This window comes from Nonomuraea sp. NPDC050227 (assembly GCF_044459705.1).
In the GTDB taxonomy this organism is placed as follows: Bacteria; Actinomycetota; Actinomycetes; order Streptosporangiales; family Streptosporangiaceae; genus Nonomuraea.
The window spans coordinates 739,198-757,668 of the sequence record NZ_JBITJF010000001.1 but is presented as its reverse complement, the minus strand read 5'-3'; the positions used below and the strand labels follow the sequence as shown (position 1 = coordinate 757,668).

General features: G+C 70.3%; 21 protein-coding genes. 10 read left to right on the top strand and 11 right to left on the bottom strand.

Annotated features, from left to right (window positions below):
* Positions 1 to 28: 28 nt before the first annotated feature.
* The 4 genes from ACIBK9_RS04090 to ACIBK9_RS04075 all read left to right on the top strand — a co-directional run bounded on the left by ACIBK9_RS04090 (position 29) and on the right by ACIBK9_RS04075 (position 2,417).
* Entirely contained in the window at positions 29 to 601 is a 573-nt protein-coding gene (locus ACIBK9_RS04090) for a PadR family transcriptional regulator (protein WP_397155004.1), read from the top strand.
* Positions 602 to 716: 115 nt separating this feature from the next.
* The gene (locus tag ACIBK9_RS04085) at positions 717 to 1,094 is read left to right on the top strand and encodes an SgcJ/EcaC family oxidoreductase (RefSeq protein WP_397155002.1); all 378 of its coding nucleotides are present in this window, start codon (positions 717 to 719) and stop codon (positions 1,092 to 1,094) included.
* On the top strand, positions 1,091 to 1,441 hold the full coding sequence (locus tag ACIBK9_RS04080; protein ID WP_397155000.1) for a hypothetical protein: 351 nt from the start codon (positions 1,091 to 1,093) through the stop codon (positions 1,439 to 1,441). The genes ACIBK9_RS04085 and ACIBK9_RS04080 overlap by 4 nt, the downstream gene beginning before the upstream one ends.
* Positions 1,442 to 1,451: 10 nt before the next feature.
* On the top strand, positions 1,452 to 2,417 hold the full coding sequence (locus ACIBK9_RS04075) for a GNAT family N-acetyltransferase (RefSeq protein ID WP_397154998.1): 966 nt from the start codon (positions 1,452 to 1,454) through the stop codon (positions 2,415 to 2,417).
* Here ACIBK9_RS04075 and ACIBK9_RS04070 read toward each other — a convergent pair.
* Positions 2,404 to 3,750 (bottom strand): ATP-binding protein, encoded by a 1,347-nt coding sequence (locus tag ACIBK9_RS04070; protein WP_397154996.1) that lies wholly within the window; start codon positions 3,748 to 3,750, stop codon positions 2,404 to 2,406. The two genes, ACIBK9_RS04075 and ACIBK9_RS04070, sit on opposite strands and share 14 nt — an antisense overlap.
* Positions 3,747 to 4,418: a response regulator transcription factor gene (locus ACIBK9_RS04065; RefSeq protein ID WP_352363329.1), complete on the bottom strand. Its 672-nt coding sequence runs from the start codon at positions 4,416 to 4,418 to the stop codon at positions 3,747 to 3,749. Before ACIBK9_RS04065 ends, ACIBK9_RS04070 begins: the two co-directional genes overlap by 4 nt.
* Before the next feature lie 124 nt (positions 4,419 to 4,542).
* Here ACIBK9_RS04065 and ACIBK9_RS04060 point away from each other — a divergent pair, with 124 nt between their 5' ends.
* Complete coding sequence (locus ACIBK9_RS04060; protein ID WP_397154994.1) at positions 4,543 to 5,112, top strand: hypothetical protein; 570 nt, start codon at positions 4,543 to 4,545, stop codon at positions 5,110 to 5,112.
* A gap of 2 nt (positions 5,113 to 5,114) precedes the next feature.
* Here ACIBK9_RS04060 and ACIBK9_RS04055 read toward each other — a convergent pair whose 3' ends face one another.
* A complete protein-coding gene (locus ACIBK9_RS04055) occupies positions 5,115 to 6,191 on the bottom strand; it encodes a hypothetical protein (protein ID WP_387671994.1) in 1,077 nt (358 codons plus the stop codon).
* A 99-nt stretch (positions 6,192 to 6,290) separates the two neighbouring features.
* Positions 6,291 to 6,728 (bottom strand): hypothetical protein, encoded by a 438-nt coding sequence (locus ACIBK9_RS04050; protein WP_352363324.1) that lies wholly within the window; start codon positions 6,726 to 6,728, stop codon positions 6,291 to 6,293.
* A 219-nt stretch (positions 6,729 to 6,947) separates the two neighbouring features.
* Between ACIBK9_RS04050 and ACIBK9_RS04045 the strand changes: the two genes are divergently transcribed.
* Together ACIBK9_RS04045 and ACIBK9_RS04040 are read left to right on the top strand one after the other, a co-directional pair.
* Positions 6,948 to 7,484 carry a peptidylprolyl isomerase gene (locus tag ACIBK9_RS04045; RefSeq protein ID WP_397154991.1) on the top strand — a complete coding sequence of 179 codons (537 nt, stop codon included), beginning with the start codon at positions 6,948 to 6,950 and terminating at the stop codon, positions 7,482 to 7,484.
* Between the two features lie 113 nt (positions 7,485 to 7,597).
* A complete protein-coding gene (locus ACIBK9_RS04040) occupies positions 7,598 to 8,461 on the top strand; it encodes a rhomboid family intramembrane serine protease (protein ID WP_397154989.1) in 864 nt (287 codons plus the stop codon).
* Positions 8,462 to 8,495: 34 nt separating this feature from the next.
* On the opposite strand, the gene ACIBK9_RS04035 is transcribed toward ACIBK9_RS04040, so the two are convergent.
* Entirely contained in the window at positions 8,496 to 8,741 is a 246-nt protein-coding gene (locus ACIBK9_RS04035; protein ID WP_387671998.1) for a cell division protein CrgA, read from the bottom strand.
* A 144-nt stretch (positions 8,742 to 8,885) separates the two neighbouring features.
* On the opposite strand from ACIBK9_RS04035, the gene ACIBK9_RS04030 reads away from it, so the two are divergent.
* From ACIBK9_RS04030 to ACIBK9_RS04020, 3 genes are read left to right on the top strand one after another with little or no spacing between them, the layout of a single operon-like run.
* Positions 8,886 to 9,509, top strand: coding sequence for a class E sortase (locus ACIBK9_RS04030; RefSeq protein ID WP_397154986.1), 624 nt, complete (start codon positions 8,886 to 8,888; stop codon positions 9,507 to 9,509).
* Between the two features lies 1 nt (position 9,510).
* Positions 9,511 to 9,669 carry a hypothetical protein gene (locus ACIBK9_RS04025; RefSeq protein ID WP_358291016.1) on the top strand — a complete coding sequence of 53 codons (159 nt, stop codon included), beginning with the start codon at positions 9,511 to 9,513 and terminating at the stop codon, positions 9,667 to 9,669.
* On the top strand, positions 9,666 to 10,238 hold the full coding sequence (locus ACIBK9_RS04020) for a gamma-glutamyl-gamma-aminobutyrate hydrolase family protein (protein WP_364327984.1): 573 nt from the start codon (positions 9,666 to 9,668) through the stop codon (positions 10,236 to 10,238). Before ACIBK9_RS04025 ends, ACIBK9_RS04020 begins: the two co-directional genes overlap by 4 nt.
* A gap of 257 nt (positions 10,239 to 10,495) precedes the next feature.
* Here ACIBK9_RS04020 and pknB read toward each other — a convergent pair whose 3' ends face one another.
* From pknB to ACIBK9_RS03990, 6 genes are all read right to left on the bottom strand, one after another.
* The gene (gene pknB / locus ACIBK9_RS04015) at positions 10,496 to 12,343 is read right to left on the bottom strand and encodes a Stk1 family PASTA domain-containing Ser/Thr kinase (RefSeq protein WP_397154983.1); all 1,848 of its coding nucleotides are present in this window, start codon (positions 12,341 to 12,343) and stop codon (positions 10,496 to 10,498) included.
* 83 nt (positions 12,344 to 12,426) lie between these two features.
* Positions 12,427 to 13,797 (bottom strand): serine/threonine-protein kinase, encoded by a 1,371-nt coding sequence (locus tag ACIBK9_RS04010; protein ID WP_358291010.1) that lies wholly within the window; start codon positions 13,795 to 13,797, stop codon positions 12,427 to 12,429.
* A 21-nt stretch (positions 13,798 to 13,818) separates the two neighbouring features.
* On the bottom strand, positions 13,819 to 15,279 hold the full coding sequence (locus tag ACIBK9_RS04005) for a peptidoglycan D,D-transpeptidase FtsI family protein (protein ID WP_397154981.1): 1,461 nt from the start codon (positions 15,277 to 15,279) through the stop codon (positions 13,819 to 13,821).
* Positions 15,276 to 16,694, bottom strand: a complete 1,419-nt coding sequence (locus tag ACIBK9_RS04000) for an FtsW/RodA/SpoVE family cell cycle protein (RefSeq protein WP_358291006.1) — start codon at positions 16,692 to 16,694, stop codon at positions 15,276 to 15,278. The genes ACIBK9_RS04005 and ACIBK9_RS04000 overlap by 4 nt, the downstream gene beginning before the upstream one ends.
* Entirely contained in the window at positions 16,695 to 17,993 is a 1,299-nt protein-coding gene (locus ACIBK9_RS03995) for a Stp1/IreP family PP2C-type Ser/Thr phosphatase (RefSeq protein WP_358291004.1), read from the bottom strand.
* Positions 17,990 to 18,460, bottom strand: coding sequence for an FHA domain-containing protein (locus ACIBK9_RS03990; protein ID WP_357693136.1), 471 nt, complete (start codon positions 18,458 to 18,460; stop codon positions 17,990 to 17,992). The genes ACIBK9_RS03995 and ACIBK9_RS03990 overlap by 4 nt, the downstream gene beginning before the upstream one ends.
* Between the last annotated feature and the right edge of the window lie 11 nt (positions 18,461 to 18,471).

Genomic DNA, 18,471 nt, shown 5'->3' with positions numbered 1-18,471 from the left:
TGCAAACTGCAATATAGGGGGAGGCAACATGGCACAACGCAAGGGCCTGGTCGACCTGACCGTGCTCGCCCTGCTCACGATGCAGCCGAGCCACCCCTACGAGCTCCACCGCTTCATCATCGACACGCACAAGGACTACATCACCGGCCTGCCGCGCAGCCTCTACCACGCGGTCGAGCGGCTGGCCGGGGACGAGCTGATCGTCCCCGCCGCGACCGGGCGCGAGGGCCGCCGGCCCGAGCGCACGGTCTACGAGATCACCGACGAGGGCCGCGAGGAGCTGATCACCCGGCTCCGGCGGCTGCTGGAGCAGCCCGACCCCGACCGGCGCGCCTTCGTGGCGGCCATCTCGCTGATCGGCTGCCTGCCGCTGCCCGAGGCGCAACGGGCGCTGCGCACCCGCGCCGCCACCCTCGAAGGCACGCTCGCCGGGATGGAAGGACACATCAAGGCCATGCGCGACAGTGGCCTGCCCGAGATCCTCATGCTGGAGGTCGAGTGCGAGCAGGCGCTGCACGCCGCCGAGCTCGCCTGGATCAGAAACCTTCTCGACCGGCTCGACCAGGGCGAGCTCGCCTGGACGAGCACGACCGAGAGGTGAGAGGAGGGCCGCCGGGGTGCGCCAACACCCCGGCGGCCGGACATCCGAACACGGCGCCTGCCCTGCCCGGACGCGCAACTCCCAGGATAGGCGCCGCGACGAAAGGAGCTGTGCCATGTCCGAAGAGATCACCCGCCTGGTGGAGCGGATGACCGAGACCTGGAACGCCGGCGACTCCGCCGCCTACGCCGGCCTGTTCACCGAGGACGCCGACTACATCACCTTCTTCGGCCTGCACCTGCAGGGCAGGAAGGCGATCGAGGAGACCCACCGCGCGCTGTTCGAGACCTCCGTCAAGCTCGCCGAGGGCGGCCCCGCGCCGCTCGTCAGGCCGCTGACCGACGACGTCGCGCTGGTGATCGCCGGCGGCAATTCGTCGGTGGCCGGCGTGCCCGACCCGAGCAGGGAGTCCGTCGTCACGCTGACCGCGCTGCGCACGCCGGAAGGCTGGCGGTTCGCCTCCTTCCAGAACAGCCGGGTGCGCAAGCCATGAGGAAACGGCTGATCACCGAGGTGGCCGGGGTGGTCGGCGCCCCGGTCGAGCGGGTGTGGCAGGCCCTGACGCGTTCCCTGCCCGAACACCCGATGACCGTCGAGCAGAACGGGTACACCGTCGCCTACCAGGGCGGCTGGTGGTACCGGGGCGAGTGGACCGTGCTCCCGCACCCCGAGGGCGCCCGCGTGGAGCACCGCGTCTACGACGTGGCCGAGCGGGGACGCTGGGCCGTGCCCCTGGCCAACCGGTTCTTCATCGGGTTCGCACAGCGGACGAGGAAGGGCTTCGCCGAAGGCATCGCCCGCATCGGGAAAGAATTGGGGTGCTCCGCCAGGCTGTCCTAGGCTGCTGGCCATGAGCCTGGTGTGGGAACCGCTGACCCCTGACGACGCCGAGGCGCTCGCCGCACTCCTGGCCGCGATCGAGGCCGAGGATCGCACGGGCGAGGTCCACGACCTCGACGACGTCAGGGAGCAGCTCGGCCACCGCCTGATCGACCTGGCCGCGGGGACGCTCGCGGCCAGGCAGGGCGGCGAGATCGTCGCCTACGGCTACCTGCCGACCCGGCAGTCCGTCACCGACACCCACGTCATGCGGCTGTCGGGCGGCGTGCACCCCGCCCACCGCAGGCGCGGGCTCGGCCGGCGGATCGTCGACTGGAGCCTGGCCGCGGCGCCGGGGCTGAGCGAGCGGGCCTTCCCCGGCGTGCAGCCGGAGATCCACCTCTACGCGCCCGACACCAACCTCGGGCTGAAGGCGCTGGCCGAGGGCGCCGGTTTCGTCGCCAACCGCTGGTTCGCCCACATGGGACGCTCGCTGTCGGGCGACCTGCCGGCCGTCACGCCGCCCGCCGGGGTGACCGTCGCCCCCTGGTCGCCCGAGCTGGACGAGGGCGCCCGCCGCGTACGCAACGAGGCGTTCCTCGACCACTGGGGCAGCGTGCCGCACACCCCGGAGAGCTGGCGCGACTACATCGTCGGCTCCCAGAACTTCCTGCCCGAATCGTCGTTCCTGGCCCTGCACGAGGGGCGGCCGGTGGGCACGCTCATCACCCACACCTTCGAGGGCTACAACGCGCTGGCCGGCGAGCGCCGGGCCTGGATCCAGATCATCGGCACGCTCCGGGAGTGGCGCGGCAAGGGCGTGGCCGGCGCGCTGATCGCGCACGCCCTGGCCGCCTTCCGCGCGCAGGGGTTCGACACGACCGGGCTGGGCGTCGACGCCGACAACCCCACGGGAGCCGTCAGCGTCTACTCCCGCGCCGGTTTCGAGATCTTCCAGCGCAGCACGAACTACGCCCTGGCCGTCAAACGGGGCTGAGCGCCCCCTCCGCGAGGGGGAACCGGGCCACGAAACCGGCGTCCGTGTACGTGAGCGTGCCGCCGTGCAGGTGGGCGATGTCCCTGGCGATGGGCAGGCCGAGCCCGGCGCCGCCGGCGTCCCTCGCCCGCGCCTCGTCCAGGCGGGTGAAGCGGCCGAAGACGGCCTCGCGGTGCTCCGGCGGGATCCCCGGGCCGTCGTCGCGCACCTCCAGCACGGCCCGGCCCTCCTCGGCGCGCACCCGTACGCGTACGGCCGAGGCGGCGTGCCGTACGGCGTTGTCGGCCAGGTTGGTGACCAGCCGGTCGAGGTGGGCGCGGGAGCCGTGCAGCACCACGTCCGGCTCGATGTCCAGCTCGACCCTGATCTCCGGCCGCCGCCTGGCGCGCAGCGACTCCTCGGCCGCCACCTGACCCAGGTCCAGCTCGTCGGTGCGCAGCGGCTCGCCGGCGTCCAGCTTGGCCAGCATGAGCAGGTCGGCGGCCAGCGACTGGAGGCGTTCGACGTCGGCCAGCGCCTCGCGGGTGAGCTCGCTCTGCTCGGCCAGTTCGAGCCGGGCCCGCAGGGTCGCGATGGGGCTGCGCAGCTCGTGCGCGGCGTCGGCGACGAACCGCTTGTGCCGGCCCACGGCCGTCTCCAGGCGGTCGAGGGTGCCGTTCACGGTGGTGGCCAGGGCCGCGATCTCGTCCTTGGAGCCCGGCACCGGCACGCGCTGGTGCAGGTCGCGGGCCGTGATGTCGGCCACCTTGGCCCTGATCGCGGCCACGGGGGTCAGCGCGCGGCCCACGGAGAACCAGGTCATCCCGGCCACCACGAGCAGCAGGGCGGGCACGCCGGGCAGCAACGCGCCGTACAGGGCCTGGACGGCCTTCTGCACGCCGTCCAGGGAGACCCGCGACCAGAGCGTGGCCGGGCCGGTCGGCGTGCTCACCTGCAGGCCCGCGACGGCGTAGTCGGCCGGCTGCGCCCACAGGGCGGGCGAGCCGGTGGCGCGGCCGGCCAGGACGAGGTCCGGATCGGCGAGCCGCACCACGGACAGGTCGTCCACCATGATCGTGCTCATCTGGGCGGCGGTCGTCGTGGCCGCCGGCGTCGCACCCTCCGGCATGATCGGCACCGTCTCCGCGTACGGCATCGCCGCCGCGGCGCGCCTGACCGCCTCCTCGCCCGCGTTGCCCTCCAGCGTGCCGCGCAACGCCATGACCAGCACCAGGGCGGCCACGCCGAGCGCCAGGGCCACCACCAGCGTCGCCGCGACGGTGGCCCGCACCCGCACCGACGACAGGCCGCCCGACACCCGGGCCCACGTCGGCCGTCCGAGCAGCGCCTTCATGCCGCCTCCAACCGGTAACCCGCTCCCCGGACGGTCACCAGCGTCGTCCGGCCGAACGGCAGGTCGATCTTCCTGCGCAGGGCGCTGATGTAGACCTCGACGATGTTCGGGTCGCCGTCGTAGGAGAAGTCCCACGCCTGGGCCAGCAGCTCGCTCTTGGAGACCACCTCGCCGGGACGGCGGGCCAGCGCGTGCAGCACCGCGAACTCCTTCGGCGTCAGCCCGACCTCCACCCCGCCCCTGCGGCAGCGCAGGCCGGCCGGGTCCACCACCAGGTCGCCGACCGTGATCGTGACCGGCCGCTCGGTCCCGCCGCGCCGCACCAGGGCGCGCAGCCGGGCCAGCAGCACCACGTACGAGAACGGCTTGGCCAGGTAGTCGTCGGCGCCGTTGTCGAGCGACTCGGCCTCGTCGTAGACGCCGTCCTTGGCGGTGAGCATCATGATCGGGGTCCAGTCGCCCGCCTCGCGCAGCCGGGAGCAGACCGTGTAGCCGTTCATCCTGGGCAGCATCACGTCCAGGACGATCACGTCGTAGGCGTTCTCGGTCGCCATCCACAGGCCGTCGCGCCCGTCGTGGGCCACGTCCACGGCGAAGCCCTCGCCCGCCAGCCCGCCCTTGATCAGGCCGGCCAGCCGTTCCTCGTCCTCCACCAGCAGCACTCGCACGACGTCCAGAGTGCCTGAGCGAACCTAAAGCCAACCTGAAGATCATTTCGGGCGCGTTCAGGGTCGCTTCAGGTGCGGGCGAGCACGCTCGGGGCGTTCGGATGGATTCCACTGAGGAGAATGCATGTTCAAGCGACGTCTCGCGGTCCTCGGCACGGTGGGGGTGCTCGCGCTCGCGGGCCTGGGCGGCTCCGCCCTGGCCGACGGAACCCCCGCACCCGACGACGCCACCGCCACGACCACGGCTGTGTCCTGCCGGACGCCGGACGGCAAGGAGGTCAAGCTCGCCGACGGCCCGGCGGCCCGCGTGTTCGTCATGCGCGAGGAGAAGGGGGAACGGGCGGACGGCGCGCCGGAGCTCAAGGCCGAGCGCGGCCGCGTGATCGAACTCGCCCGCCGGACGATCAGCGAGGCCGCCCCGACCACGCCTTCCGCCCCGGCTGCCCCTCAGTCCGGCACCGAGGCCGCGCCCACCACGCCGAGCGCCACCGTTCCCGAGGGCGAGGCCGTGCCGGCCGTCCCGGCGACCCCCCTGACCGATGCCGAGGCCGGGCCCACCGCCCTTCCTGAAGGCGAGGCGGCGCGGATGCTTCCGGCGCTGCCCGCGACCGAGCTTCCCCCGGGCGCCGTGCAGCTGGACGACCCCAGCAAGGTCGTCCACATCGTGTGCGCCCCCGCCGAGCCCGCCAAGTAGGTTCACCCGGGGAACGACGGGTGCGGGCCGAGCGCCCAGTACTCGTACAGGCCGTGGCCCACGAGCCCGTCGTACTCGAAGCGGCCGACGGCGTCGACCAGGCCCCACATCCTGGCGGCGTCGTCGGGCAGCCGGTACGTCACCCCCTGCACGACCGGCCCCGGCCCCTGGTACATGCCGTGCCGCCACTCCGGCTCCAGCCCGTATCCGGTGCCGGCCATGAGGTGCACCGGCAGCACCGGCGTGCAGCGCACCTCGAACGGCCTGCCGCCCGGCGGCGAGAAGGCGATCACGGCGTCCACGACGTCCCGGGTGCCCGGGGCGTAGACCGGGCGGTAGTCCGGCCGGCCGAGGTACTCCTCCTCCCGCCCGTCCGTCCAGACGCGTACGGCCTCCTCCAGCAGCCGCCGGCCACGGTGGTCCTCCTGGATGATGCACAGGATGGCGTGGTCGTCGAACTTCATCGGCGTGTACAGCCAGTAGAACGTGCCGGGGTTGTTCGCCTGGATGCCGGGCGGCTCGGGCTCGCCCACCGGCCGCACGCCCCATGACCGGTCCCTGGTGCCGAGCCAGCGGTCGGGGGTGACCGGGATCACCTGGTCGCCGACGGTGATGCTGCCGGACCAGCGGCCGGTCTGGGCGAGCCGCACCGAGTCGAACATCACCCGTTCCTGCCATCGCAGGAAGTGGCGGGGTTCGAGGGTCGCCGGGATCGTCCCCTCCCAGTCGAGCTCGAAGGACAGGCCATGCTCGGTCGGCTCCAGGATCACGCGGAGCCGCTTGAGCCCTTCGATCACCTCGACCCGGAAGGGGCCGATCCTGGTGTCCATCCGGTCGGGGCCCAGCTCGCGCGAGGCCCGCACGACCCGGTGCAGGTCGCCGTGCCTTACGAGGGCGAAGGCGTCGGTGACGCCGAGGTTGGGGTACTGGCCGAGGCCGACGATCAGCATGAGCTCGTCGGTGCCGGCGTGGCAGTTGAAGTAGTAGCGGTCGTAGAAGTTCCGGTCGGAGGTGGCGACGTGCCGCATGACCTGGGCGGTCTGGTGCACGGGGTGATCGTCGAGCGGTGACAGCGCCATGCTCGGCTTTGTAGCAAGCGCTTGGTGAACCGTCAACGGGCCGGAACGCGAAAGCGCGCCTCCGCTCTCGTGAGAGCGGAGGCGCGCTTTCGGTCCGGATCAGGGCATGTTGTGCGATGCCTGGTCCGTCTTGTTCTGCACGTTGGACGCCATCCGGTCCGCGGAATGCGCGGTCCTGTCCGCCTTCTCGCCGACCCAGCGTGATGCATCGGAGGCAGAGTCCTTCATGTGCTCGGTCCACTGCTGGGCGTTGCGACGGTAGGCCATGTAGCCGATCGCGCCGACCGCAAGACCGGTCAGCAGCACCATCGTCGGCCACCGCCGTGACCGGGACGGTTTCGGGTCGATTCGCTTGGCCGCCGCCGACAGCATCCTGCTGACCTTGGGGGCGACCTGATCCTCGAACCCGTGCGCCGCGGCGTCGAGCCTTGGCGCCGCCCAGTAACGGGCGTCTTCGATGCGCTGTGCGGTGGCCACCTTGGCCTGGTCCGCCATTGGCGCCATGCGATGGCCGGTCTTGACGGCCTGGGCCTTCATGCGGCCCATCCACGTGGCGGGTACCTCTATTACCACGCGGCGTCTCTTCAGTGTCAGGGACACGACAACCTCCCCTGTCGTTGGGGCCCCGCGCTTGACCTTCCCTGGACAAGGCGGCTCAATCATGGCGGTCCATGGGAGGATGGCTCAGGAGGCCGAACGGCCATATTCCTCAGAACATCACAAACAACCCTGTACATAGAGGGGGGCAGCTGTCTCGTGGCTGAGAAGCTGATCGCAAATCTGAAGACCAATCGCGGCGATATCAAGGTCGAGCTTTTCCCGAACCAGGCGCCGAAGACCGTCCGCAACTTCGTGGAGCTCGCCGAGGGCACCCGCGAGTGGACGCATCCGGAGTCGGGCGAGAAGAGCACGGCCCGTCTGTACGACGGGACCGTCTTCCACCGGGTCATCTCCGGTTTCATGATCCAGGGCGGCGACCCGCTCGGCCAGGGCATCGGCGGCCCCGGCTACGAGTTCGACGACGAGATCCACCCGGACCTCTACTTCAACCGGCCCTACCTGCTGGCCATGGCCAACGCGGGCGTGCGGTTCGGCAAGGGCACCAACGGCTCGCAGTTCTTCATCACGGTCGTGCCCACGCCGCACCTCAACGGCAAGCACACGATCTTCGGTGAGGTCGTCGAGGGCCAGGACGTCGTCGACGCCATCGCCAAGACCGACACCGACCGGCGCGACCGTCCCGTCCAGGACGTCGTCCTGGAGTCGGTCACCATCGAGCGCGTACAGGGCTGAGCCGATCCCTGACGGGGGCGGGCCGTCCACGGGTCCCCGCCCCCTTCGGGCAGGCATGTCACAGCCCTGATCGACGGCACACAGCTACGTCCGGTACGTCATAGGCTCTGGACATGACCAGCCAGCCGCCCAGCCCGCCCTCGCAGCCCGAGCAGCCTGCCGAGGCGGTCCCCACGTGCTACCGGCATCCCGGCAGGGAGACCTGGGTCCGCTGCCAGCGCTGCGACCGGCCCATCTGCCCCGACTGCATGCGCGACGCCGCCGTGGGCTTCCAGTGCCCCGAATGCGTCGCCCAGGGCAACCAGGGCTTCCGCCAGGCCCGCTCCACCTTCGGCGGCCAGGTCGTCGGCACACCGTACGTCACCTGGGCCATCCTGGCTGTCAACATCCTCGTCTTCGGCGCCCAATACCTCGTGCCCGCCGTCACCGGCGCGCTGCAGATGTGGCCGGCCGGAGTGGCGGTCTTCGGCGACTACTACCGGCTGGTCAGCGCCGCGTTCGTGCACGCCGGCGTCTTCCACATCCTGTTCAACTGCTGGGCGCTCTACGTCGTCGGGCCCTACCTGGAGCGCGCATTCGGGCACGTGCGTTACACGGCCCTCTACCTCGTCAGCGCCGTCGGCGGCAGCGTGCTCAGCCTCTGGCTCGACCCGCTCGGCCAGCCGACCGTGGGCGCGTCCGGAGCCATCTTCGGCCTCTTCGGCGCCGTCTTCGTGGTGGGCCGCAAGCTCAACATGGACGTACGCGGCATCGCCATGCTCATCGTGATCAACCTGGTGATCACCTTCGTGTTCCCCGGCATCAGCTGGACCGGGCACGTCGGCGGCCTGATCACCGGCTCGGTGCTGGCGGGAGCGATGGCCTACGCCCCCAAGAACAACCGGACCCTGTGGCAGGTGCTGGCGATCGCGGGAGCGCTGGCCGTGCTAGCCGTGCTCGTGATGGCCCGGACCTCGGCGATCCTGAGCTCGATCTGACTTCCCCAGGCTGTGGAAAAGACTGTGGAAAGAACTAACGCCAGCGGGTGGAAAGAACCACACCGAAGATGATGAAGACAAACCCGATCAGCAGGTTCCAGTTCTGGAGGTCGCTGAAGAAGGGCGCCTGCGGGGCGATGTAGTAGATCGCGATCCACAGGATGCCGATGATCCAGGACACCACCATGGTGGGCGCCAGCCAGCGCGGGCTGACCCTGACCTGCTGGGACTTCTGCGGCGGGGTGTAAACCGCCTTCTTGCGAGCCTTGGACTTGGGCACTGGGTAACTCCTGCTGAGGGCCTGGGCTTCCGGATCGTCCACAGGCTCTTCGTTAAGCGTAGTTGAAGCGTGCCCCAGGATAGTCGCCACGCGCACGACATGGCGATCCCCCACGTCGGGAGATGTCATGAATACGCTGACGACATGCGGTCCATCTTCCGGGCCGTGGGGGAGCTGAGCATCACCGCCGGCCTGGTCCTCATGTTGTTCTGCGCCTACCTGCTCTGGGGCACCGGCGCCTACACCAAGAGCCAGCAGTTGCTGCTCCAGCGCGAGCTGGCCGCCGAGAAGGCGGAGCGCGACCGCGGCCGCATCGACAAGATCCAGCTCGGCAGGGCCGTCGCCATGCTGAGCATCCCGCGGCTCGGCCGCGACTACCGGTACGCCATCGTCGAGGGCGTGGACGCCGAGCACCTGAAGAAGGGCCCGGGACACTACCCCGACAGCGCCATGCCCGGCCAGATCGGCAACTTCGTGGTCTCGGGCCACCGCACCACGTACGCGGCCCCGTTCAAGGAGCTCGACGAGCTCGAACGCGGCGACGAGATCGTCGTGGACGCCCGCGAGGCCCGCTACACCTACCGCGTCACGTCCCAGGACGTCGTGGAGCCCACGGAGGTGGAGGTGCTCGCCCCCGTCCCCGGCAAGCCCGACATCCGTCCCATCCGCGCCTACATCACCCTCTCCACCTGCCACCCCGAGTACTCCGCCGCCCAGCGCCTCATCGTGTACGGCGTGCTCAAGAAGACCGAGCTCAGAAAGGAATGACATGTACGGCTGGATCTGGCGCAAACTGCCCGGCGACCCCCGTCGCAAGGTGCTGGCGGCCGCCTTGCTGGTCGTGGTCGTGGGGGTCGTACTCTGGTATGCCGTGTTCCCGCTCCTGGAGCCGGCGGTGACGCTCGACGAGGTGACCGTAAGAAGATGACCCGCGTGCTGGTCGTGGACAACCACGACAGCTTCGTCCACACGATCGTCCAGTACCTGCGCGTGCTGGGCGCCGACTGCGACGTGCGCCCCCGTGACGTCGTGGGCGTGCGCGACGGCGACGCCTTCGACGGCGTGCTCGTCAGCCCAGGGCCGGGCACCCCGGAGGCGGCCGGCGTGAGCGTGCCCCTGGTGCTGCGCGCGGCCGAGCGCGGCACGCCCCTGCTCGGCGTCTGCCTCGGCCACCAGGCCATCGCGGTCGCCTTCGGGGCCACCGTGGCCCGCGCGCCCGAGCTGGTCCACGGGCGTACCAGCGCCGTGCACCACGACGGCAAGGGGGTCTTCGAGGGCCTGCCGTCGCCGGTGCCGATGACCCGCTACCACTCGCTCGCCGTGCTGCCGGAGACCGTCCCCGAGGTCCTCGACGTGACCGCCCGCACCGACGACGGGGTGATCATGGGCCTGCGCCACCGCCGGGCGCCCATCGAGGGCATCCAGTTCCACCCGGAGTCGGTGCTGTCCGAGCACGGCCACCGGCTGCTCGGGAACTGGCTGCACGGGATCGTGTAACGCCCGGCTCGCACAGAGCGACTACCAAATGAACGCCCCCGCCGTTGCCCCCGAGCGGCGGGGGCGTTCTCCACGCTCCCCGGTAAACCCCGGCTCCCGGCGCGCCGGAACACCCGCCACCCCGTCCCTTCCGGCAGGGCTCGCCACTCGCCCCCCGGCGCTTTCCGCGAGGCGGAGTGGTCGGCGGGCCGGAAGTTCTGCGGGGGAACGCGAGGGCCGCCCTTCCCGTGTGGGGAGGGCGGCCCTGGGTGGTCGGGTCAGCCGTTGAGGCCGTCGTCGCCGATCGGGTTGTCCTCGGTCGGCTCGTCGGACGGGAAGTCGTCCGTCTGGTCGTCGGTCGGTTGCTCGGTCGGCTGCTCGTTGGTGGGCGGCGGAGCCGTCTCGGGGCCGGTGGACACCACGATCGTGATCGTCGTGTTCGGCGGCAGCTTCTGGCCCGCGCCCGGGTTCTGCTGGATGACCGTGCCCTCGGCCTGGTTGTCGGCCTGCGGCGACACCTTCACCTTGAAACCGGCGCCCTTGAGCGCGGCGATGGCGTCCTGCTGGGTGTAGCCGGTCACGTCGGGCAGTTCGGTCAGCTCGAACGGCACGTAGAGGGTGACGCTGGCGTCCTTCTCGATCTCGGTGCCGGCCGCCGGCTTGGTCTCGAACACCTTGCCCTGGGGCTTGGCGGACTGCTTGGTCTTGACCACGCCCTTCAGGCCGACGTCGGCGAGGGCCTTCATCGCTTCCTGGGTGTCCATGCCGATGAGCCCGTCGGGTACGGCGACCTTCTCCTTGCCCTTGGACACGACCAGCTTGACCGTGGCGCCCTTCTCGACCTTCTCGCCCTCCGCCGGCTCGGTCCGGATCACCGTGCCCTTGCCGAACTCGTCGCTGGCCTCCTGCACCACCTCGGGCTTCAGGCCCAGGGCGATGAGCGCCTTCTGCGCGGGATCCAGCTTCTGCGTGGCCAGGGCCGGGATGGTGATCGAGGCGTCGGTGGGCGCGGCCTTGGTGCCGAACACCAGGTAGCCGACCGTGACGAAGGCGCCGATGATCAGCAGCGGGATGATGATCCACAACGCTGTCTTGACCGCGTTGCCGCCACCGCCGCCGGAGGCTCTGCGCCGCCCCACGCGGGTGCCGTCGCCGTCGCCGTACTCGTACGGCGGGACCGCGCCGGTGCGCTGCGTGGCCGGGCCCTGGGCCGCCTGGGTGGCGGTCATCATGCGGGTGCCCTGGTTGAAGTTCCCGGTCATCGCCATCGTCTGGGCGTCGACCGGCATGCCGGACATGGCCCGCTGGATGTCGGCCCGCATCTCGCCGGCGTTCTGGTAGCGGTGCGCCGGGTCCTTGGCCATGGCCTTGAGCACGATCGCGTCGGCCCACGCCGGGATCTCGCGGTCGATCTGCGAGGGCGGGATCGGCTCTTCGCGGACGTGCTGGTAGGCGATCGCCACGGGGGAGTCGCCGGTGAACGGCGGCTGGCCGGTGAGCAGCTCGTACAGCACGCAGCCGGTGGAGTAGATGTCGCTGCGGGCGTCGACGCGCTCGCCGCGGGCCTGCTCGGGCGACAGGTACTGGGCGGTCCCTATCACCTGCGCCGTCTGGGTCATGGTGGCGGCCGAGTCGGCCATCGCGCGCGCGATGCCGAAGTCCATCACCTTGACGTCGCCCGCGCGCGTGATCATCACGTTGGCCGGCTTGATGTCACGGTGGACGATGCCGCCGCGGTGGCTGTAGTCGAGCGCGCGCAGGATGCCGTCGACCAGCTCGGCCGCCCGCTCGGGCAGCAGCCGGCGGTCCTGGCGCAGCAGGTCGCGCAGCGTCCGGCCGTCGACGTACTCCATCACGATGTAGGGCACCGGGGTGCCGTCGGTGACGTCTTCGCCGGTGTCGTAGACAGCGACGACGGCGGGGTGGTTCAGTGAGGCCGCCGACTGCGCCTCGCGGCGGAAGCGGGCCTGGAAGGTGTGATCGCGCGCCAGGTCGGAGCGGAGGGTCTTGATCGCGACTATGCGGTCCAGCCGGATGTCTCGGGCGCGATACACCTCGGCCATGCCGCCGCGCCCGACGACACCGTCGAGCTCGTAACGACCTCCGAGTAGCCGAGGCTGAGTCATTTCCTGCACTGTCCCTTACCGTTCATCTTGGGTACCGGCCTGCTCGGGGGGCCGCCGGTGTCCATCATCGACCCCGTAGCGCATCACGTCTCCTCCTTCGGCGGGTTTGTGCCACCCGGGTCCGGCGAAGCGGTTGGTGTCGGAGTTGTCGGTGTCCTGCTGGGCGTTGGGGTGGTGGGGGTGGGAGTCGGGGTACGGGTGGTCGGGGTTGGCTTCGGTGTCGGCTTCTTCGTAGGAGTAGCCGACTTGCTTACCGTAGCCGACCGCGAGGGTACCGGCCGCGTCGACTTCACCGGAACCGCCGGGGGTCGGCGCGTGTGCTTCTTCGTCCGCGTGGGCCTGAGCAGCTCAGGCGACTGCATCGGGGAGTGGCTGGGCTCGGCGATCTCCGGCAGGGGAGGCGGCGTCGTATCGCGGTTGGCGAACGTGATCGCGCTCAGCCCCACCGCGGCCACGCAGCCGGCCGTCGCGACCAGCGCCAGCGTCCGCGCGCCGCGGCGGCTGCGGGGCGGCGGGTCGGGCGGGCTCTGGACGGTCGTCGCCGGGGCGAGGCTCTCGGTCGCCCGCTGGTCCTCCGTGGCCGGCTCGCGCACCCGGAAACCCGCCGGATCGGTATACATGCTCAGGTCGGCGCCCTGCTCGACGCCCTCGACCAGCGACTGGCGCAGCACGTACGCCCGGTCGGCCGCCTCCAGCGCCGAGGCCGGACGCATCCCCGGCTCCTTGGACAGCAGCGTCATGACCAGGTCGCGCACCGGGACGGGCACGTCCGCGCCGAGCGGCGGCGGCTGCTCGTTGAGATGCAGCAGCGCGATCGCCACCTGGCTGTCGGCCCGGAACGGCGTGTGGCCCGCCAGGCACTCGTAGGCCACCACGCCCAGCGAGTACAGGTCGGTCGCGGGTGTGAGCGGGAAACCCTGGGCCTGCTCGGGGCTGACGTACTGGGCAGTGCCGAGGACGGTGCCGGTCTGCGTGACGGGCGCGGCCTCCAGGGCACGGGCGATGCCGAAGTCGGTCACCTTGATCGTGCCCTCGCGGGTGACCAGCAGGTTGCCGGGCTTGACGTCCCTGTGGATGATCCCGGAGGAGTGGGCCGCGTGCAGCGCCTTGGCGGTCTGGTGCACCACGTCGAGGGCCACCTCGGGCCCGAGCGCGCCGTTGCGCCCCAGGATGGCCGACAGCGGCTCGCCGTGCACCAGCTCCATCACGAGATAGGCCAGATCGCTCTGCTCGCCGTAGTCGAAGATCTGGGCCACCCCTGGATCGGCCAGGGCGGCCGTGAGCCGCGCCTCGTTGCGGAAGCGCTCGCGGAACGTGGGGTCGGCGTGCATGTGACTGCGCAGGATCTTGACCGCGACCTCGCGGCCCAGAAGCTCGTCACGGGCGCGCCACACCTCTCCCATACCGCCCGTGGCGATGCGGGAGAGCAGGAGATAGCGGTTACGGAGCCGCATGACTCAGCACGTTACCGTCACTCACTTGTTCAGCACCGCCTCCAGCACAGCCTTTGCGATCGGGGCGGCGGTGTGGCCGCCCGTGGCCTCCGCGCCGACGTTGGCCGCGCCCGACTCGACGATGACCGCCAGCGCCACCTTCGGGTCCTCGGCGGGCGCGAAGGAGATGAACCAGGCGTGCGGCGGCGCGCCGGTGCTGGTCTCCGCGGTGCCGGTCTTGCCGCCCACCTGGACGCCCGGCACCTGCGCGAGGTTGGCCGTGCCGTTGTTGACCACGCTGACCATCATGTCGCGCAGCTTGCTCGCCGTCTCGGAGCTGACCGCCTCGGTCAGCTCCTCGGGCTTGGCCTCCTCCATGACGTCGTTCTTGGAGTCGGTGATCTTGTTCACCAGGTACGGCTTCATCACCTTGCCGTCGTTGGCGATGCCGGCCGCGATCATGGCCATCTGCAGGGGCGTCATCCGGTTGTCGCGCTGACCGATCGAGGCCATCGCGAGCGCGGCGTCGTCGTACTTGCTGCCGAAGTCGCTCTGGGCCACCGACATCGGCACGCCGATCTGCTTGCCCATGCCGAACTTCTCGGTCTGCTCGTTGAGCTTGTCGAAGCCCAGCTGCATGCCGATCTTGGCGAACGGCGTGTTGCAGGACTTCTCCAGCGCGTACACGAGCGGCACCTGGCCGGCGCCGCAGGCCGCGCCGCCGTAGTTGGGCAGGCTGATGTTGGTGTTGGGCAGCGGCAGCCGCTGCGGCGCGTCGACCGTGGTGTCGCCGCCGCGCGAGGAGTCGTCCTCCAGGTACGCCGCCGCCGTCACCACCTTGAACGTCGACCCCGGCGGGTACGTCTGGGCGATGGCCCGGTTGAGCAGCGGCTGGCTCTTGTCCTTGTCCAGCTCGTTGTAGCGGGTGAACACCGTGCCCTTGTCGGTGCCCGACAGCTCGGCCGGGTCGAAGGTGGGCAGCGACACCATCGCCAGGATCCCGCCGGTCCGCGGGTCGAGCGCCACCAGCGCGCCGCGCTTGCCGCTGGCGCGCAGGGCGTCGTAGGCCGCCTTCTGCGCCTTGGGGTTGATCGTGAGGTCGACGTTCGCGCCCCTGGTCGGCTCGCCCGTGAACAGGTCGATGCTCCGCCGCAGCAGCAGGTCGGCGCTGGAGCCGTCGAGCAGCTTGTTCTCGGCCCCCTCGATCGCGCTCGCGCTCTCGGGCGAGAAGTAGCCCGTGACGTGCGCGTAGAGCTTCCCGTCGGTGTACTTCCTGACGAACCTGAAGTTCTTGCTGTCGGTCTCCACCGACTGGGCGATCACCTTGCCGCCGGCGGTGATGCGGCCGCGTTCGACGGCGTAGCGCTCGTAGTAGTTGCGGCGGTTGCTCGGGTTGGAGCGGTAGTCGTCGGCCCGGACCGCCTGGAGGATGTTCACGTTGATCATCAGGAGCGCGAACATGACCAGGCAGGCCACGGCCGCGCGCTTCAGAGTGCTGTTCATCGCTGGAACACCTGCGTGAGTCCTTCGTTCTGGATCGCCTGGGGCGGGGGCCGCCGCGCCGCGTCTGACATGCGTACCAGCAGCGCGATAAGGATCCAGTTAGCCAGCAGCGCCGAGCCGCCCTGCGACATGAACGGGGTGACCAGGCCGGTCAGCGGGATGAGGTTCGTCACGCCGCCGACGATGATGAACACCTGCCAGGCCAGGATGAACGACAGGCCGCCCGCCAGCAGCTTCGAGAAGGGGTCGCGGGCCACGAGCGAGGTGCGCAGGCCGCGCTCGACCAGCAGCGCGTAGAGCATGAGCAGCGCCATCAGGCCGGTCAGCCCGAGCTCCTCGCCGGTCGCGGCGAAGATGAAGTCGGAGAAGCTCAGCGGGATCAGGTCGGGGTGGCCCTGGCCGAGCCCGGTGCCGAGGATGCCGCCCGCGCCGAACCCGAACAGCCCCTGCATGATCTGGTAGCTCTTGCTGCACATCGGGTCGCCCGGCGGGTCCTCCAGGCAGACGGGAGCCGTGCCGTAGTAGACCGGGTTGCTCGGGTCGAGCCAGGCGTCGAAACGCGCGCCCACGTGGTCGAAGACCTGCCCGGCGAGGAAGGCGCCGCCGACGAACAGCAGGATGCCGATGAGCACCCACGAGGTGCGCTGGGTGGCGATGTAGAGCATCGCGATGAACGTCCCGAACAGCAGCAGCGAGGTGCCCAGGTCCTTCTCGAAGACCAGCACCAGCAGGCTGAGGCCCCAGGTGACCAGGACCGGGCCGAGGTCCCGGGCACGCGGCAGGTCGATGAAGAGCAGCCGCCGCCCGGCCAGCGCCAGCACGTCGCGCTTGGCCACCAGGTAGCCGGCGAAGAAGACCACCAGCGCCAGCTTGGCGAACTCGCCCGGCTGGATGGAGAAGCCGCCGATGCGGATCCAGATCTTGGCGCCCTGGACCTCGCTGAGCGAGCCGGGTAGCAGTGCCGGGATCGCCAGCAGCACCAGGCCCACCGCGCCCGCCGTGTACGTCAGGCGTTGCAGCATGCGGTGGTCGCGCAGCACGATCAACGTGATCGAGAACATCACGACGCCGACGCCGGTCCACATGATCTGGTTGGCCGCTGAGGCGCCGCCCATGTCGGCCGACTCAAGCCGGTAGATCATCACCAGCCCGAGGCCGTTGATCAGGGTCACCAGCGGCAGGATCAGCGGGTCGGCCCATGGCGCGAACTTGGCCAGCACCAGGTAGGCCGCCAGCATCAGGCCGCCCAGGCCCAGCCCGTAGGCCAGCATGCCGGCCGGCACCTTGCCGTCGACGGCCAGGCCGACGTTGGCGTAGGCGCCCATGATGATCAGCACCGCCAGGGCGAGCAGGACCAGCTGGGCCACCCGCCGTTTGGCCGGCATCGGGACGGGGGTCGCGAGCATTTCTGCCATTTATTGCGATTTCGTCTTGGTGGCGGAGGGAGTCGGGGACGTGGCCGTGGTGGAGCTCGTGTCGCCCGTGTCGCCCTTGTCGTCCTGGGAGAACTTCAATCCGTTTATCTTCGTCACGCCTTCGTTGACGTCGGTGACGGGGATGCCGCTCTTGATCAGGGCCTGGTCCGCCGGGGACAGCTTGGAGACCGGACGGCCGGTGCGCTTCTCCACGTGGAAGAACTCGATCGGCCCCACCTCCTGCTTGATCCCCTGGAAGATGACCACTTCGTCGCCCCTGGCACCGACGAAGAACTGGTCCTGGGTCCACTGCCATCCGAGGTAACCGCCGGCGCCCAAGGCGACGGCGCCCACCCCGAGCACGGTGACCAGCACGGGCCACACACGACGGCGCCGCCCCGACCGCCGGGTCGCCTGCGCGACCGGCTCGTCGAAGTCGTCACCGTCGGCGATCGCCGGCTGGGGTGCGGTCACCGCGCTCACTCGCCCCGGCTGGGTCTCCGGGGCGCCTCCTCGCAGCCTGGTCATCCCCGCGGCGCCGACGACCGCCGCCTCCACGGGAACTTCCTGGCCGTCGCTGATCTCCAGCACGTCGGCGAGCACGCACGTGATGTTGTCGGGCCCGCCGCCCCGGTTCGCCAGATCGATGAGCTGGCGGACCACCTCTTCGGGGTCGTCGATGTTGGTCAGCGTGGCGTGCAGCGTCTCGGCGCTCACCACGCCCGACAGGCCGTCGGAACAGAGCAGGTAGCGGTCGCCCACCTGCGCCTCGCGCAGAGTGAGGTCGGGATCGACCTCGCCGCTGCCGTCGAGCGCGCGCAGCAGGATCGATCGTTGGGGGTGCGTGGCCGCCTCTTCGGGCGTGATGCGCCCGTCGTCGACGAGCTGCTGCACCAGGGTGTGGTCATGGGTGATCTGGTAGAGCTCGCCGCGTCTCAGGAGGTAGGCGCGCGAGTCGCCCACGTGCACCAGGGCGACCTGGGTGCCGTTCCAGAGCATGGCGGTGAGCGTCGTGCCCATGCCTTTGAGGCTGGGATCCCGCCCGACCATCTCGTGCAGCCGGCGATTGGCGTCGCGCACCGCTGCCTCGATGGCGTTGAGCAGGTCACCCCCCTGTTGGGCCTCTTCCAGAGAGGCCATGGCGGCGATGGCGACAGAGCTCGCCACCTCGCCGTGTGCGTGCCCGCCCATGCCGTCGGCGACGGCCAGCAGGCGGCCGCTAGCGTACGCCGAGTCCTCGTTCCCTTCGCGGAGGAGGCCGACGTCCGAGCGGGCGGCGTAGCGGAGTGCGATGGTCATTTGCGCAATTCAATGACTGTCTTGCCGACGCGGATCGGAACACCGAGCGGCACCGGGGTCGGACGGGTGACTTTCGAGCGGTCGAGATACGTGCCGTTGGTCGAACCGAGATCTTCCACGATCCACTGACCGTCCTGAGGGAAGAGCCGGGCATGCCGGCTGGATGCGTAGTCGTCGCTGACTACCAGCGTGGCGTCGTTCGCCCGGCCAATGGTGATGGGCGTCTCCGTGAGGTTAATGGTGGTGCCCTGCAATGGGCCACCGGTAACGATGAGCTGGCGTGGCTCGCCCTTTTTGCTCTTGGGCTTGGCCACCGGTTTGGCGGGCTTCACGGCTTTGCGCGGGCCCGCGGGAGCCGTGCGTGAACCGAACAAGTCAGTCCGGATCACGCCGACTGCGGCAATGACGAAAAACCACAGCACCGCCAGGAAGGCGAGCCGGATCAGCAGCAGCGTGAGCTCGGACATGGACCGTCTGT